This window comes from Mycobacterium sp. MMS18-G62, from assembly GCF_053877835.1.
Genome location: NZ_CM132662.1, coordinates 2,643,774 through 2,659,689 on the forward strand (window position 1 = coordinate 2,643,774; position 15,916 = coordinate 2,659,689).

At 65.2% G+C, this 15,916-nt stretch carries 15 protein-coding genes; 8 read left to right on the plus strand and 7 right to left on the minus strand.

The window, feature by feature from the left end; translation table 11 throughout:
* Positions 1 to 3: 3 nt before the first annotated feature.
* On the minus strand, positions 4 to 390 hold the full coding sequence (locus ACWW36_RS13300) for a hypothetical protein (protein ID WP_456141983.1): 387 nt from the start codon (positions 388 to 390) through the stop codon (positions 4 to 6).
* A gap of 143 nt (positions 391 to 533) precedes the next feature.
* Here ACWW36_RS13300 and ACWW36_RS13305 point away from each other — a divergent pair, with 143 nt between their 5' ends.
* Positions 534 to 1,235 (plus strand): TetR/AcrR family transcriptional regulator, encoded by a 702-nt coding sequence (locus ACWW36_RS13305; protein ID WP_456141984.1) that lies wholly within the window; start codon positions 534 to 536, stop codon positions 1,233 to 1,235.
* Here ACWW36_RS13305 and ACWW36_RS13310 read toward each other — a convergent pair.
* Positions 1,228 to 3,042 (minus strand): sulfatase-like hydrolase/transferase, encoded by a 1,815-nt coding sequence (locus ACWW36_RS13310; RefSeq protein ID WP_456141985.1) that lies wholly within the window; start codon positions 3,040 to 3,042, stop codon positions 1,228 to 1,230. The genes ACWW36_RS13305 and ACWW36_RS13310 overlap by 8 nt on opposite strands.
* Positions 3,035 to 3,502 carry an SRPBCC family protein gene (locus tag ACWW36_RS13315; RefSeq protein ID WP_456141986.1) on the minus strand — a complete coding sequence of 156 codons (468 nt, stop codon included), beginning with the start codon at positions 3,500 to 3,502 and terminating at the stop codon, positions 3,035 to 3,037. Before ACWW36_RS13315 ends, ACWW36_RS13310 begins: the two co-directional genes overlap by 8 nt.
* A gap of 185 nt (positions 3,503 to 3,687) precedes the next feature.
* Here ACWW36_RS13315 and fucP point away from each other — a divergent pair, with 185 nt between their 5' ends.
* The 3 genes from fucP to ACWW36_RS13330 are packed head-to-tail and all read left to right on the plus strand — an operon-like array spanning position 3,688 to position 6,984.
* The gene (gene fucP, locus ACWW36_RS13320; protein ID WP_456141987.1) at positions 3,688 to 5,034 is read left to right on the plus strand and encodes an L-fucose:H+ symporter permease; all 1,347 of its coding nucleotides are present in this window, start codon (positions 3,688 to 3,690) and stop codon (positions 5,032 to 5,034) included.
* A complete protein-coding gene (locus tag ACWW36_RS13325) occupies positions 5,031 to 6,299 on the plus strand; it encodes an ABC transporter substrate-binding protein (protein WP_456141988.1) in 1,269 nt (422 codons plus the stop codon). The genes fucP and ACWW36_RS13325 overlap by 4 nt, the downstream gene beginning before the upstream one ends.
* Positions 6,300 to 6,339: 40 nt before the next feature.
* A complete protein-coding gene (locus tag ACWW36_RS13330) occupies positions 6,340 to 6,984 on the plus strand; it encodes a rhomboid-like protein (RefSeq protein WP_456141989.1) in 645 nt (214 codons plus the stop codon).
* Here ACWW36_RS13330 and ACWW36_RS13335 read toward each other — a convergent pair.
* Together ACWW36_RS13335 and ACWW36_RS13340 are read right to left on the minus strand one after the other, a co-directional pair.
* The gene (locus ACWW36_RS13335; protein WP_456141990.1) at positions 6,959 to 8,488 is read right to left on the minus strand and encodes an MFS transporter; all 1,530 of its coding nucleotides are present in this window, start codon (positions 8,486 to 8,488) and stop codon (positions 6,959 to 6,961) included. The genes ACWW36_RS13330 and ACWW36_RS13335 overlap by 26 nt on opposite strands.
* 48 nt (positions 8,489 to 8,536) lie before the next feature.
* A complete protein-coding gene (locus tag ACWW36_RS13340) occupies positions 8,537 to 8,965 on the minus strand; it encodes a lipoprotein LpqH (RefSeq protein WP_456141991.1) in 429 nt (142 codons plus the stop codon).
* A gap of 139 nt (positions 8,966 to 9,104) precedes the next feature.
* Between ACWW36_RS13340 and ACWW36_RS13345 the strand changes: the two genes are divergently transcribed.
* The 3 genes from ACWW36_RS13345 to ACWW36_RS13355 all read left to right on the plus strand — a co-directional run bounded on the left by ACWW36_RS13345 (position 9,105) and on the right by ACWW36_RS13355 (position 11,531).
* Positions 9,105 to 9,569 carry a Crp/Fnr family transcriptional regulator gene (locus tag ACWW36_RS13345; RefSeq protein WP_456141992.1) on the plus strand — a complete coding sequence of 155 codons (465 nt, stop codon included), beginning with the start codon at positions 9,105 to 9,107 and terminating at the stop codon, positions 9,567 to 9,569.
* A gap of 38 nt (positions 9,570 to 9,607) precedes the next feature.
* Positions 9,608 to 11,131, plus strand: coding sequence for a serine hydrolase domain-containing protein (locus tag ACWW36_RS13350; RefSeq protein WP_456141993.1), 1,524 nt, complete (start codon positions 9,608 to 9,610; stop codon positions 11,129 to 11,131).
* Positions 11,132 to 11,210: 79 nt separating this feature from the next.
* Positions 11,211 to 11,531, plus strand: coding sequence for a hypothetical protein (locus tag ACWW36_RS13355; RefSeq protein ID WP_456141994.1), 321 nt, complete (start codon positions 11,211 to 11,213; stop codon positions 11,529 to 11,531).
* A 4-nt stretch (positions 11,532 to 11,535) separates the two neighbouring features.
* Here the strand turns inward: ACWW36_RS13355 and ACWW36_RS13360 are convergent, their stop codons facing one another.
* Together ACWW36_RS13360 and ACWW36_RS13365 are read right to left on the minus strand one after the other, a co-directional pair.
* Positions 11,536 to 12,165 (minus strand): M15 family metallopeptidase, encoded by a 630-nt coding sequence (locus ACWW36_RS13360; RefSeq protein WP_456142477.1) that lies wholly within the window; start codon positions 12,163 to 12,165, stop codon positions 11,536 to 11,538.
* 78 nt (positions 12,166 to 12,243) lie between these two features.
* On the minus strand, positions 12,244 to 14,199 hold the full coding sequence (locus ACWW36_RS13365; protein ID WP_456141995.1) for a protein kinase domain-containing protein: 1,956 nt from the start codon (positions 14,197 to 14,199) through the stop codon (positions 12,244 to 12,246).
* A 203-nt stretch (positions 14,200 to 14,402) separates the two neighbouring features.
* Here ACWW36_RS13365 and ACWW36_RS13370 point away from each other — a divergent pair, with 203 nt between their 5' ends.
* Positions 14,403 to 15,803: a WS/DGAT/MGAT family O-acyltransferase gene (locus ACWW36_RS13370; protein ID WP_456141996.1), complete on the plus strand. Its 1,401-nt coding sequence runs from the start codon at positions 14,403 to 14,405 to the stop codon at positions 15,801 to 15,803.
* Positions 15,804 to 15,916 lie beyond the last annotated feature (113 nt).

Genomic DNA, 15,916 nt, shown 5'->3' on the forward strand with positions numbered 1-15,916 from the left:
TCCTTAAATCGAGTAGCGGCCTTCTCTGGCCGCATGGTGTGCCGTCGCCCGGCTGCGCGGGTGGCCGACGGCCCTGTCGGCTCGTTCTTGGTGTTCGCTTCGCGTTTCGTGGTCTCGGTTGATGAACGCCATTTCACGCCGAAGGCGTGCGGCCGCACGCTGGGCGTCGGCTGCACGACTCGCGCTGCGCTGCGCGCCCGTGAGCAATAGGAAGAGCCCGAGCGACGCCACCGCGCCGACCGCGATCCCAAAGAGGAACAACGTGCCGGTCCCCCCCGTGAGGTGATATCCGAACACAGAAAAATCGGTCAGCGGGTGGGTCGCCCCAGCGTTGCTCAGTACGCCCACGATCGCGACGACCGCAGCGGTGAGCAAGACAATCAATCCCACGATGACGAGCAATGGAGACCTCTCGTCTGCTGGTAGACCTCCAGTACACGCCTCATCCACGGCCCTGTCAACATTGTTGACGTACAGCGTTAACATTGCGGGGTATTCCGGTCTGGAACGAACCCAAGGAGAGTGCTCACGCGATGGCCAAAGGTCGGTCCGCCGCAACGGCGCACGACGACGGCCAAGTCAGCCGGCCGGTGATCCTGCAATCCGCGCTGAAGATCGTCGACCGTGACGGTGTCGACGGCCTGACCATGCGCCGCCTCAGCGACGAGGTGGGCAGGGATCCCACGGTGATCTATCGGCATGTGCCGAACAAGGCGGCACTGCTCGACGGTGTCGTCGAGACGGTGCTCGGACAATTACGGGTGGACACCGCAGATCCGGACTGGACGGCTCAGCTGCGTGTCGTGGCCCATGAGTTCCGTCATCTCGCGCTCGCACACCCAAATGTGGTGCCACTGTTGGTGACTCGACCGCTTGCCACGCCATTGGGCCAGCGGCCCATCGGGATGCTGCGGCCGCTGGAGGACGTACTCACGCTGCTCACCTCGGCCGGCTTCTGCGGCGCGGACGCGCTGCACATCTACCGGATGCTCTTCGGCTACCTGCATGGCCACATCCTCACCGAGTTGCAGGAAGTCATCGAGCGACCCGAAGAGACTGACGATGTCTTGCGTCTGGGTCTGCACCGGCTCACCGTGACCGAGTTCCCTCAGGTGCGTGCGCTGGCATCGGCGCTCGCCAACTACGACGGCGCAGTCGAGCTCGACCGTGGCCTCGATCTGCTGCTCTCCGGTCTGACGGCGACGCTGACACCACCAGACGTCGGACCTAGCTGAACAGGCGGCGTACGAAACCTACGGCGGCAGAACGTATCTGACCGTGCTGGGCAGTCGGCGGTCGCCTGACCGCATACGGCCACGGGTTGTTTCTTTCGGGCACGGAGGTGGCTCGGGCCTGCTTGAGTTGCATCCGCAGGTAGGCGCGCAGCTCGTGCAGGTCAGGGTCGGTCCACCGGTTGTCGGCTTCGACCGGGTCGCCGGTCAGGTCGTAGAGCTCCCACTGGTCGTCCAGCGGGCTGGTGCGATACGCCTCGCCGCCAAGGCCGTTCGCCGCGAGGTGACGGACTCCCGGCTCCGTCCAGGTGGACGGATCGTCGAACGTCCGCACCAGCTTCCACAGATGTCCCGCGCCGCCATCGGCCTCAGAGACCCTTGCAACCAGCCCCTCGAAATTCGACCCGACGTGCGCGGGTACCCGAATGCGCAGCGGCGCAGGAGGATTCACTGTCCGGTTCAACCGGCGGCCCAGGCCCGAGGCTCCGGTATCGCCCTCGAGCATGTTGTCGCGGGTCATGAGGTAAACCGCTCGGGTGTCGTCGGCCTGGCCGCCGTCGACGACCGGCATGAGGTTGCGGCCCGGCAGCTCGTGCACTTCGGTGAACGACTCGGTCAGCGCTTCTGCGATCGAGGCCACGTCGACTCCGGCGGCTCCGAGCAGCGTCGGAACCAGGTCGACGTGTGACGTCGGCGCGCTGACGGCCCGTGGTGACGTTGCTTGATCCCCAATCCGGGCGATCACGAACGGCACGCGGGTGGCTTCGTCGTAGAGGTTGAACCATTTCTGATGCAGCCCGCCGTGCGCGCCGAGCAGGTCGCCGTGATCGGCGGTGCGCACCAGCACCGCGTTGTCGGATCCGCCGTCGGTGACGGCGCGCCGGACGCGGTCGATCGGGCTGTCGACCTCGGCATGCAAGCGGTAGTAGAGGTCGCGGTAGCGCTGCGCGTTGCGCTCGTAGGTCCGGTTGATGGCCGGCGCGGGGCCGTAGCCGGAGTAGTAGGCCTCGCGGAATGCGATCTGCGCGGCGGGTTTGGTCGCCAAATCCTCGTCGGCGGTCGGCGCGGGCGGCACCGGCGGCGGATCCAGCGGCGACGGCTTGACCGGGCTGCGGCGGGCCCATGTCGGGAACAACACAATGTCGTGCGGATTGACGAAGCTGGCGACCAAGAGGAACGGACGCAGCGCGGCCGCATCGCCGGCGCGGCGGCGCGCGTATCGGTCGGTGAGCCATGCGACGACGCGGTCGGCGATCAACGGGTCACGGCGAATCCCGGCGTTGGCCAGCAGCGCGCCGTGCGGTTCCGGCCCGACCCAGCCTGAAAAGCCGAACGGCCCCAACGGGTCTTCGTCGAGGTAGCGCTGGACCGCCGCGGGGTCGACGACGCCGTCGTCGTCATTGGTCGCGAGAATCTGTCCCGTCGCGGGGTCGGTGACGTCGGCGTGGGAGATGTGCCATTTGCCGTCGTAGTGGGTGTCGTATCCGGCCGCGCGAAACCAGTTGCCGAGTGTCGGCACCTCGCCCTGGCGGAGCCAGCGCATACGCGAGTCGCCGTAGGTTTTGCCGATGCCGTCCGTCTGAGTGACGCCGTGCAGGTCGGGGTAGTGACCGGTGAAAATCGTTGGGCGACTTGGCACACAGGCCAGCGAACCGGTGTAGTGGCGGCCGAAGCTGACGCCGTTGTCATCAAACCACTTGCGGCCCTTCAGGGTTCGGTCACGCCAGGCGAGGACGTCGGCGGATTCGTAGGGCGGGATCGCACGTTCCTCGTCGGTCATCAGGATGACGATGTCGGGGCGGTCAGACATGGAAGCTTTCCAATCGGTGGTTGAGTCCGGCGAGCAGTGCATCGAGCCGCTTGGTGGACGCAAGGCCGACGAGCCGTTCGGCCAGCCGCTGCAATGGGTTGGCGCCGATGTCGACCGTGTTGGTGAGGGTGACGACGGTGCCGCCCGGCGATGGGCGCAGCGTCCAGCGACTGGTGACGCGGCCGAACAAGTGGGGAAGGCCCTCGACGTGGTAGGCGAGTGCGCTGGGCGGGTCGAATTCGGTGATGCGTTCGACGAGTGTGTTGCGCCCGAGCTGGACGCGGCGGGCGGTGCCGACCGCAATGCCGTCGGCCGCGGGGGTCAGCAGGCAGGAATGGTCGACGAAGTCGGCCCACGAACTGACGCTGCCGAAGTCGGCGAGGACGTCCCAGATCGCCTGGGGTTCAGCGGCGATGGTTCGGGAGCGGCAATTGGCGACCACCACGGCATTCAACCGCATTGTCGACGCCTGGGTGGGTGATCGAGAGTCGCCGGCCGGCAGCCAGGAGCCGGCTCGTCGCCGACCGAGGTGAGGTTGCTTTCACCAGCGTAAAAACCGCCGCTTTCGGGAACACCGCAAGGGCGTGATGTAGATCACAGGTAGGGGTCGCGCCCTATCGCTTCGCATGGCGAGAGGCACCGAGCATGACGACCACCGAACACGCCGATCAACCCGCCGAAGCGCCATCGTCGAGCGCGAAACAAGGCCTCGTATATCCCAAGATGTGGGTGCTGTTCGGCGTCCTCATCTGCTGCTTCACCGCCTGGGGCGTCGCCGCCGACCTCACGACGCCGATGGTGGCCGGCTTCAAGCGGATCTTCGACATGAACACGTTCCAGGCGTCGCTGGTTCAGTTGGCGTACTTCGGCGCGTACTTCCTGCTGGCCATTCCCGCGGCGCTGATCAATGAGCGGTTCGGGTACAAGGCCGGGCTGCTCTCTGGTCTCTTCCTCGCGGCGGCAGGCGCCATCGCTTTCTATCCGGCCAGCAAGATCATGACCTACGAGGCATTCCTGGTCGCGTTGTTCGCGATCGCGGCCGGCTGCTCGATACTCGAGACATCCGCCAATCCCTACGTCCTGTCACTGGGGCCCGAGGAGACGGCAACGCGGCGACTGAACTTCGCGCAGGCCTTCAACCCGGTCGGCACGAACATCGGGGTGCTCCTGGCCGCGACGCTGATCTTGCCCAAGCTCGACGAGCCGGTGAACATGGCCAATCTGAGCCCCGCGCAGTTGCACGCGATCCGCGCCGGTGAACTCGGGGCGGTGATGGGTCCGTATCTGGGCCTCGGGTTCGTCTTGATCGCCATCGCGCTGGTGATCGCCATCAAGAGGTCGCCGCCGATCGTGGAGGAATATCCCGACGCCGACCTCGAGGGGCAGTCTCCCGTGCGTATTCTGTTGTCCAACAAGCGTTATGTGTTCGGAGTCGTCGCGCAGTTCTTCAACGTGGCGGCCCAGGTCTGCACGTGGACCTACCTCATCCAGTATTCGCAGCAGGCGCTGAACGGATCCTTGCAGTTGGGCGGCTATCTGCTGCAGGTCAGCTTGATCGTGTTCCTGGTCTCGCGGTTCCTCATGACGTGGGTGATCGGGCGCATCCGCGCGACGAAGGTCCTCACGGTTCTCGGCGCACTCGCGGTGTTGCTGTGCATCTTCGCTATGGTCTCGCCGAACGTGGCCGGCGTGGTCGCAGTCGTCGCGTTGTCCTTCTGTCTGTCGCTGATGTTCCCGACGATCTACGGTGTGGCTCTCAAAGGGCTCGGCCCGGCAACGAAATTCGGCGCCGCCGGACTGGTGATGGCCATCGTCGGCGGGGCGATCATGCCGTTGATTCAAGGCAAGCTGCTGGACGCGACCAGTCCGGCGACGTCATTCGTCGTCCCCGCGGTTTGTTTCGTGGTGGTCACCTGTTATGCGGTGTATGACCTGCGAGCCGAACCCCCACCCGTCGGAGCCGCCCCCCACGTGGTTGGAGAACCAGCATGAAGCGCTACTTGCTCATCGCGTTGGCATTGTTGCTCGCCGCGTGCGGCGGAGGGCAGAAGGCGAACTTCTCCGAACCCACTGACCGGCTCGAGGTCGTGTCGTGGTGGGTATCGCCTTCCGAGCACCCGGCTTTCGAGGTTCTGCTGAACGCGTTCAAAACGCAGAATCCGAAAGTGGAGGTGATCGACGGTTCCATCGCGGGCGGCGGCGGAAGCAATGTGCAGGTCGCGCTGGCCGCCCGGCTGCGGGCGGGAGATCCTCCGGATGTGTGGCAGACATTCCTTGGCAGTTCTTTGCGCGCATGGGTTGACGCCAGCCGCATCGCGGATGCTTCGGCGGTGTACGAGCGCACGAACTTGGCCGCCAAACTGCCACCGAAGTTGCTCGACGCGGCGACGTACAAGGACAAGCAGTGGGGAGTGCCGACCGGTTCGCATCGCGGAAATGTGTTGTGGTTCAACCAACGTGTGCTTCATGAGGCTGGCGTCGCGGCTCCCGTGCCGGGCTACTCCTCGGAGGCCTTCGGCCACGACTTGGACAAGGTCGCGGCAAGCGGCCGAACACCGTTGTGCCTCGGCGGCAAGGACAGGTTCACCGCGACCGAGCTGTTCGAGAACACACTGCTTGGAGTGATCGGGCCGGACGGGTGGACGAGGATCGGCGACGATTCGTTCGACTGGCGGGGCCCGCAGCTGAGGCAGGCGCTGGCGAGGTTCGGGCAGATCATCTCGCGAGCCGATCCGAACGCCGGTGGGCTGACATGGGATCAGGCGGCGAAGAAACTGGCGACGGGGGAATGCGCGTTTCTGTCGATGAACGATTCCGTCTACGGCGAACTGGTCGCCAACCATGTCACCGAGGGCAAGGACTTCGGGTACGTGGCGTATCCCGGCACGACGGGCGCGTACCTGGCGATCGTGGACACCTTCGTAGTGTCGGCGGATGCCAAGGACGGCATGAACGCGCTCAAATTCCTTCAGGTGGTGGCAGATCCGAAGACCTCACTGGAGTTCAACAAGGTCAAAGGGTCGGTACCGGTGCGCAACGATGTGGATGTGTCGTCGCTGCCGGCGTATCAACGGCAGGCGTCGGAATCGTTGTGGCGGGACAAGATTCTGTTGTCCATCACCCACGGTGAACTCATGCCGTCACAGTTCCAGCAAGCGATTTACGACGCGGTGGCCACATTCGACCAGAGCAAGAGCGCCGACGCATTCATCGACACACTGCAGAATGCGATAAATGTGCCCATCGCCGGACGGTAAGACACATCGATCGCCTCAACAGCGCGACACCATTCTGGACATGTTGTCGCGGGCAGTGGCGAGCGCTCCGATGACATTCGGGTGGCTGCTCGTTCTGCTGGTGACGACCCGCATCCAGCGATCGGCCGGTCCCCACGGATGGCGCCGGATACAGAAGAGACATTCCACCAACCTGCGGCGACTGCGCAGAGAACCGTCGCGGGTGCTGATGACGAGCTTGTTGTGGCTCGACGACCGCAGGTGGTGGCCGTACGTGCCGGTGTTCGTCGGCGTGATGGCGCCCGCCGAACGCCGATTGCGTTGGTGGCGTTGGCTTCTCGTCGGATTCGCGGCTCATGTGATCGGGACGTACGTGGGGCAGAGCTACCTGAGGCTGCTGATACGCAAAGGCAGAGCGCCGACGCGGCTGGTGAACGCGCGCGATGTCGGGGTGAGCTACTTCGAATTCGGGGTGGCGGGCGCACTGTCGGGATATGTCGAGCGGTCGTGGCGATTGCGGTGCCAACTGGCGGTATTGGCCGCGTTGGTCGGCAATGTCGCGATCCGGCCAACCTTCACGGAGGTGGGGCACTTGACGGCCTTCGTCGTTGGGCTGGCGGCCGTGCCGTTGGCGCCCGATCGAGATCGGGCGATCTACCCGGGTCGCCCTCGCGAGGACGTTAGCTCTCGGCGTCCGACGGCTTGATCAGCCAGAGAGCCAAGATGATCGCGACGATCGGCCCCACCGCCATGATCAAACTGAGGGTGTGAATCGCGTCGACGGCGTTGTGTGGCGCCTGGGCGACCACCAGCTGCGCCTGCTCCGGGTTGGCCAGATGAGCCGAATGGCCGCCGTGCGTCGTCAGCAGTGCTGCGCGGGTCTCCGCGCGTGTGATCCCGGACTGTGAGAGGTCGTGCACGCTGTCGGTGAGAAAGAGGTTGATCCCCACAAGGGCGAAGAGGGCGGGGCCGAGCGAATATCCGCCCTCGTTGACGGCGCTCTTCACGGCGGAGACGGCGCCGCCGAGGTCTGTCGGGGCGCTGCCCATCATGATCGTGGCCTGAGGTGTCGTGACGAGCGCACCGCCGACCACGATGAGCGCCGCAGTGGCGAAAACGACCGTCCTGGACGTGTTCAGGTCGAAGAACCTCAGCACCAGCAGACCGGCAAGCATCACGGTCAGCCCGCCGACAAGCACCGTGCGGGGGCCGAACCGGTTCGCGGCCGGGCCTGCGGCAGTGGCCGCCGCCGCGGCCAGCGCGGTGGCCGGAATCAGCAGCAAGCCGAACAGCTCATGGGATTCCTTACGAATCGTGACCAGGTAAAAGGCCAACAGCACCATCGACCCGCCAAGCACGATGTTGAACATCACCCCGGCGGTCACGGCCGCGTTGAACCGCCCCGAACGAAAGACCCGCATATCCAGCGCCGGATCCTGCGTGCGCCGCTCCTGAATCACAAACGCAGCGGCTGCCACCAGGCCGACTGCAATCGCGGCGACACCGAGAGTATTGATACCGGTCTCCACCCGCGAGATGCCGAAGATCAGCCCCAACAGCGCGACGGCGAACAACGCCATGCCGAGCACATCGAGCCGGCGGGTGGCACGCACCGTTTCGGGCACGTACCGCCACGTGATGAGCAAACCCAGCACAGCGAGGATCGGCACCACGAAAAAGCAAGCGCGCCAACCGAAAGCATGGGCGAGCGCGCCGCTGACTGCGGGCATCGGAGTGGCAACGGCGTAGCCGACGCCGAAGTACGCCGCGATCGCCGCCGCACGTCGTCGGGGCGGGAACACCGCGTTGGTGATCGCCAGCGAGAGGCCGATCAGGAAGGCCAGGGTCACGCCGACACCTGCACGGGCGACGATCAAGACCGACGGTATGGGCGCGGCGGAGGCCAGCACGCTGAACGCGATCGCGCCGGCCAACCCGACCAGATACATCCGACGCATGCCGTACAGATCGCCCAGCGCGCCGGCGCTGAGCACCGCGGCGGCCATGGTCAGGGTCGCCAGGCTGGCGACGAACGTGGCCGTCGTGCCCGAGAAGTGCAAGCCGCTCGAGACGACCTGCAGGTTGGCCGAAAGACTCGTCGGGTCGCCGATCGCAATGGCGTAGCCGAAGCCCATGGCGATCACCGTCATGGCGGCCGCCAGTCCCGAGACTTGACGATGCTCGGCATCGACGTCGGAGGCCCTCGGCACCCGCTGGATGCTACCTGCGGAGGATCGATCTCTTGCGCCGCTGACGGTTCAGCAGGGTGCCTTGATCTCGAACGGCATGCTCCGCGTTTGCCCTGGATGGGCACGATCGGTACCGACGACGGTGCCGGTGATGGTGTAGATGTCGCCGTCGGTGGAGGCCTCGGCGTTGCCGTCTCCGCCTCCGGCGACGCCGTGCACGTCGTTGATGTTCTCGATGTTGACCGTCTGGACGACCGGCTTTTCACCACCCAGTTGCAGGGATGCGAAGGCACGTCCTGGATCGGTGCTCGCATTGATCGTCAATGACCACTGAACCTGAGTGCACTTGACTGACTGCGTACCCCGTGTGTTGCCGTCGATGGTGACTCGGCCGGATTTGGCGGGCGGTTCATTCGGTGGCGTTCCCGTCAAGCCGCATCCTGAGGCGACGGCCGCTGCCGCCACGGCTACCGCCAACCCAGTCGACCGGCTCCTCATCGAGCACCTCCGTCTCATCCAGGGGTTACCCACAACGAGGAAAAGCACGCAACTCTTCACGCCCGCGCATTCCGACCTGCAGACAACGGCTTCTCGCTAGGCTCCGGGTTGTCAGGTCACATGAAACGGGGGAGGCACCATGAACCGGCGTGAGACCACCGAGGCGAGGCAAGCGCGTGAGAAGGAGTATGACGAGGACGCCCGCCGGTTGCGGGAGTTCGACGCATTCTCGAAGTTCTCCGACGACGATCTGAAGCGCATCGCTCGAGCAACACATCGAACGTCGACCTCCGGGCCTTGGCCGCTGATACGCGAACAGACCCCATCGGACTCCTGCTACATCCTGCTCAGCGGAGAGGCAGCGGTGTATGTCGGGGGTGACCGCATTGCGGTCGTGGGGCCGGGTGAGGTGATCGGCGAATCGTCGCTTCGCCGAGGGAAACTGCGTAACGCAACTGTGACGACGACAGGACGCGCCGAGGTACTACATATCGCGCGCGATGATCTCTCACGCTTGCTCGACGAGGTGCCTGCTCTGCGGAAAACCATGGACGAGACGGTGGCGCGACGCATTCCGGGAGCGGCACCCGCCGACCCCAGCTGAACGGCGGCAGGCAGACGTCGAAGTTGGGACCGCTGCGGATGGCCGGGCTCGGAAGGGCCGCTGCTGTCGGCGCTGTCTTGTTCGCACTCGCGGCGGTTTCCGTGCAGGGCTATGGGGCGCACACAGGAGTAAGCGACAGCGCACAGGCGACGCACGGGCCGGAAGCACATCCCAGCGCTAAGCCGCCAGCTGTGAATGTCACGCCTATGCGGCCGCCTGACGCGGCGCCCACACCGGATTTCGCGCTCATCTCCAAGCTGATGAACGACGCGATTGCCGCGCATCGGATGCCCGGTGCTGTGGTGGTGGTCGGGCATGGCGGCAACGTCGTCTTCCACCGGGCTTACGGCTTGCGCAAGCTGCCAGGTGAACAGGGGCTCGACGGATCGCCTGCCCCTGCAGAGCAGATGACCGAGGACACGATCTTCGACGTGGCGTCGTTGACCAAGATCCTTGCGACGACGACTGCCGTGATGCAGCTATACGAGCAAGGCGAGCTTCAGTTCGACGATCCCGTGCAGAAATACTTGCCGGACTTCAACGCCTCGAACGATCCGCAGCGTGCACAAGTGACGGTCCGCATGCTGCTCACGCACACCTCAGGCGAACCGGGCGACGTCGAACTCAAAGATCCGTGGGGGCTCGAAGAAGGTAATAAGGGCGAAGGCATTCATCGCGCGCTCACCACGCCGCTGCAGTCGGGTCCCGGTCAGTGGTTCAGCTACTCGGACATCAACTTCATTCTGCTCGGGGCGCTGATAGAGAAGGTCAGCGGCGAGCCAGAAGATTTTTACGTCGAGCAGAACATCTTTGCGCCGCTCGGCATGCAAGACACCCGCTATCTTCCGCCGGCCAAGGCATGTGGTCCCGGCGAGATCAGAGGAGCTGCCGTGGCGTGGGTTCCCAACGGCGGGGAACTCGCCGCGTGTTCGGCAGGTACGTGGGACGCAAACCTGTTGTCGCGCATCGCACCTACAGCACTTGACGAGGAAGGCAGGGCCGAGCCGGGCAAGAATCCCGACCTCGATCACCTGCTTCGCGGCACCGTGCACGACCCGACGGCGCGCCGCATGGGCGGAGTGGCCGGGCACGCCGGAGTGTTTTCGACGGCGTCGGACGTCAGCATCTATGCGCAGGCCCTGCTTGATCGGCTCGCGGGCCGCCCGAGCGAATTCCCGTTGAAGCAAGCGACTTTGGAGTTGATGACCACTCCCGAGCAGCCCGGGCATACACCCGAGCAACTGCAAGCAGCGAACAATGCCGCCCGCGAAGCCGTCACGCCAAAGTATCCGGCGATCAAAGGACAAAATCTGCGCGGCTTCGGCTGGGATATTGACACCGGCCATTCCAAGCCGCGAGGCGCGGTCTTTCCGATCGGCAGCTTCGGGCATACGGGTTTCACCGGAACCATGCTGTGGATGGACCCAGGATCCGACACCTACGTCATCCTGTTCACCAATGCCATTCAGGTGCGAGGCAGTACACCGATCTCGGATCTGCAAGGCGAAGTCGCGACGGCGGCGGCCCGCGCGCTGCGTCTATACAGCAGTGCGCCCCGGTAGGCCTGAGGTGTCGGTGAGGGCCGGCATGCTTTTTCAGACCGTCAACACATGATGACGGTCTGGAGAGGGTGGTCCTGCCATGGAGAAGAGCGAGCCTTGGTGGGCACGTGACCCGGAGATCGCAGCCATCCGTCGACGCGTGGAGGACGAAATCGAAGGCTGGCGCCGCCAGCCGCCGGTGACGACGGACGAGCCGGATCCCGTTGTGCAGGACTTCTATGGCGGCGCGAGCCTGCAGGAGCTGGCCGCGGCTCGCGACGACCTCGAACACGCCCGCGCCCGTTACGCGGACGCCGTGCGCAGCGCCCGGGCAGTCGGCCTCTCGTGGGGCGAGATCGGCCGGGTCCTCGGAGTCTCAAAACAAGTGCTGCACCGTCGCTTTCGCGAACCAACTATGTGACCGGTCAGTGCTCAAAGTGCTGATAGTCGATGGGCGTTCGCCATGAGCCGCCCCAGTGCCAACCGCGATCGGTGAAGACCCGCACGGCGGGGTCCTCCGCGTGCAAGAGTCCGGGATCTCTGCGGGTGCGGTCCAGGTATGGCGCGGCGTTCTTGGGCTGGAAAGCGCCCGTCCCGTCGATGTAGGGATTGAGTCGCGGGTTGAGGTCGACGGCCCGGCCGTAAGCGTGCAGAGACCAGCGGCCGGTGCCGGGGATGTCTCGGCAGTTGAACGCCGAGGTGTTGTTGTCCTCCATGGACAACTCGTCGTCGGCGACCGGATACGTGTCCACTGTGCGGATCTTCTCGATCGGATAGCGCTGTTGAAGAAGCTGTTCGAAGATCGCGACGACTTCGGATGCCAGGTCTTCGTTCACGATCAGGGCGCCGCGGTGAATCTGTCCGTCGAATCCGAAGTAGTCGACCTCGACGCGGCGCAGCTCGCGCGGGTCGATTGGACAGCCGGGCCGCCAGCTCGCGCCGAGATCCGCTGTAGTGACCGGCCGAACGGCAGGTGGCTGCGAGGTCGACGAGGGCGTGACGACGGACGGTGGTGACGTCGCCGCCGGAGGGGCCGGTGCCGAGCTGCATTGCACGAGAACGGCACAACCGACCGCCAGCGTGACGATCCGCCACGCGTGTACCGGCAGCGAGGCCGTCGAGTTCACATCTAGCTAGTCACCCGTGCGTTCGAACCTGTCGGTGAAGTCACCGCCGCCGGTGCAGGCGCCTCCGGCCGCAACGACTTCATTGCCGTGTCCGGTGAGGAGCGCGATCGGATCCTCCATCTCCGCGGGCAACGGATACTCCGCGTTGACCGTGATCTGCGCCGTGCCGCCGCCACCGCACATCGTGGTGCCCTGCTCGTTGCGGGTCCACTTGTCTTTGGCGAACATCAATGTGACGGCCCCATCGGGTCCGTGAAACAAGCTCATGCACCGATCGCCGTTCCGAAGACAGTACGTGTTGGCCGTAAGAAGCCTTGGCGCAACGACGGTGGCGTTTGTGAAGGTCGACGTCTCGCGATAATGGCCGCGGAGCGCGTCGGCGGGAGTGGTCGACCGCGGCGGCAGGACGGCCGGATCCGCAACCTTGTTGGGGTCGGCGTCGCCGGTGCGGGTGAACTTCACGGTTCGTTTGGCGGAGCAGGCGCTGTTGGTGGAGGCCCGGATGGATTCGCCGCTGAGGGTGCCGTCGGGGTGCGGTTGCAGCGTGTAGATCACCCATATCTCGTCTGGTTTGTCGCCGCCACATAGTGCCGACGCGAGGCCAACCGCCACCCAGGTGCCGCCCAGCTGATCGAACGTCAGATTCGACACGAGGGCAATGCCGCCTTCACTGACGTTGGCGGCCGTCGCCACGCACCCGCCCGCGCCGCACGCCGACCGGACGACCCAACTGGCCGTCGTCGCAGGCGCATTCGCGACTGGCTTGTTTTCGAGATCGGTGCCAGGCCCAAGGTCGGCACGATACGTCCCGCTGAAGTTGTCGCCGGCGGGCGCCGCATTGGTCGGTGCCGTTGCGGTGGCGTTCGGCTTGTCGTGTCGGGTGAGTTGCACGACCGCGAAGACACCCCCGGCGATCAGCAGGGCGACCGCGACCAGTGCGCCCGTAAGGATGAGCGGCTTGCGTGACGACCGTTTTGGCGGCGGTGACCATGGTGGCCCGGCCATCCATGGCGGTGATGTGGGTGGCACGCCGGCCGGGGGCGTCGTCGGCGGGTAGTTCAGCACCGGCCCTGGCGGGGCGCCCCAATTCGGATTGCTGTGAACCACCTGGGCGGGTTCTGTTGGTGCGGCGGCCTGAGGTCGACTGGTCGGTTCGGTGATCGCTTGCCTTGCCGCGGCGGCCATTTCGACAGCAGTGGGGTACCGGTCGGTGGTTTGTTTGGCCAGCCCTGTCTCGATCACCCGGTCCATTGCGGTCGGAATGGTCGCGCGTTCCTCGGAGGGGTGCGGCGGCGGGGCCACCATGTGACCCACCGCGACCTGCTCGAGCGTAGAGCCGGGGAACGGCGGCTCTCCGGTGAGGCATTGGTAGAGCACGCAGGCCAAGGCGTAGATATCGGAGCTGGGTTCGATTTCGCCGGTGCGGAAGCGCTCGGGCGCCATGTAAGCCCAGGTGCCGATGGTCGACCCTTCGGACGTCAACGCCGTGTCGTCGGCTGCGCGGGCGATGCCGAAGTCGATGAGATAGGCAAAGTCGTTGTCAGCCAACAGAATATTGGACGGTTTGACGTCGCGGTGCACCAGGCCGGCTTGGTGGGCGGCGTGCAGCGCGGCAGCGATCTGCTCGATGATGTGTACGGCGCGTTCTGGATTCAGTGGGCCGGTCTTGAGCAGAGTGTCCAAGTCGACGCCGTTGATGAGCCGCATGGTGAGATAGAGGCGACCGTCGATCTCCCCGACGTCATGGATCGGCACGACGTGGGGATCGTCGAGGCGTGCTGCGGTGCGGGCTTCGCGACGGAACCGCCTGTCGAAGTCGGGGTCCTTGGCGAAGTGCGGAAGCAGCATCTTCAGCGCCACCACCCGATCGATGGTGGTGTCGTAGGCCTTCCACACCTCGCCCATGCCGCCGCGGCCCAGCAACTCGATCAGCTGGTAACGGCCGAACGGCGTCCCGTCCACCGGATCACGATAACGGGCAATCGCCGGGCCGCGGCAAATTCCGCCGTTCGTCGCCTTCGGGCGCAACCGCGCCAGGGCTCTGTAGGAGTTGCCCGCCTCGGAGCGACAACTGCGCGGATGCACACAGCAACTTCACGGAACGTGTTGTCGTTTGCCCGAATTGGGGGGTGTATATGCCAGATGAACGCGCCTAGCCTCGACGTATGGAACGGCTCAGCGGACTCGACGCCAGTTTCCTCTACATCGAGAGCCTGAACCAGCATCTGCATGTGTGCTCGATCCTCGAGCTGGACACCTCAACGGTGCCCGGTGGCTACACGTTTGATCGGCTGCGCGACGAGCTGGCCGTGAGGATCACCGCCATCCCCGAGTTCCGGGCAAAGCTGGCCGACAGCCAGCTCAATCTGGACTATCCGGTGTGGGTCGAGGACGACGCGTTCGACCTCGACCGTCATCTCAACCGCATCTGCCTGCCTTCGCCGGGAGGACGCCGGGAATTGGCCGAGGTATGCGGACACATCGCTTCCCTGCCGCTGGATCGCAGCAAGCCGCTGTGGGAGATGTGGGTGATCGAGGGCATTGCCGACACCGACGCCCGAGCGGGCGGCCTGTTGGCGATGATGACCAAGGTTCACCACGCTGCAGTGGATGGGGTGAGCGGCGCCAACCTCTTCTCTCAGCTGTGCACGGTCAAACCCGAAGTGCCTGCGCCGGCGCCGGTGGAGGGCCCGGGGATGGCCGGTCCGCTTCGAATCGCGGCGGGTGGCCTGGTCAGAGTGGCCTCGCGCCCGTGGCAGCTGGCCAACTTGCTGCCGACGACCGTCGCAACGATTGTGAAGACGCTTCGCCGCGCGCACGGCGGCCTGACCATGGCCGCGCCGTTCGCGGGTCCGCCAACCCGCTTCAATGTGTCGATCTCTGCCGAGCGCAACATCGCGCTGGCCCAACTCGACCTCGACGACATCAAGAAGGTCAAGAATCGCTTCGATATCACCGTCAACGACGTGGTGATGGCCTTGTGTGCGGCGGTGTTGCGCTGGTTCTTGGGAGATCATGACGAGCTACCCGCCAGTTCACTGGTGGCGATGGTGCCGGTTTCCGTGCACGAAAAGTCTGACCGTCCTGGCCACAATCAGTTGTCGGGGATGTTCTGCAAACTCGAAACGAACATCGTTGATCCCGCCGAGCGACTACAGGCGATCGCCCGCGCAGACGCCGCTGCAAAGAACCACAGCTCGGTCATCAGTCCCACGCTGTTGCAGGACTGGGCGCAAATCGCCGCCCGGGCGGTCTTCGGCGCCGTTTTCCGGCTCGTCGCCGACTCACCGCTGATCGGAAACCCGGTCCACAACCTGATCATTTCGAATGTGCCGGGCCCGCAGGCGCAGCTGTACTTCTTGGGCTGCGAGGTCGAGGCCATGTATCCGCTCGGCCCGCTGTTTCACGGCTGCGGGCTGAACATCACGGCGATGTCGCTGAACGGAAAGCTGAACGTGGGCGTTATCTCCTGCCCGGAGCTGCTGCCGGACCCGTGGCGACTGGTCGACGACTTCGACGCTGCGCTCGAGGAGTTGCTCGAGTGCGCGGCGCCGGCGCGTAGCTGAGCCGCGAGGCTGCCCATCACGCGAAAAGCCCACGTACACAACCTGTTTGCGTAGCCGCGCGGCTACCGTATAGCTGCCCGCCACCGGTGCGCGTCCCCGCCACCATTGACCAA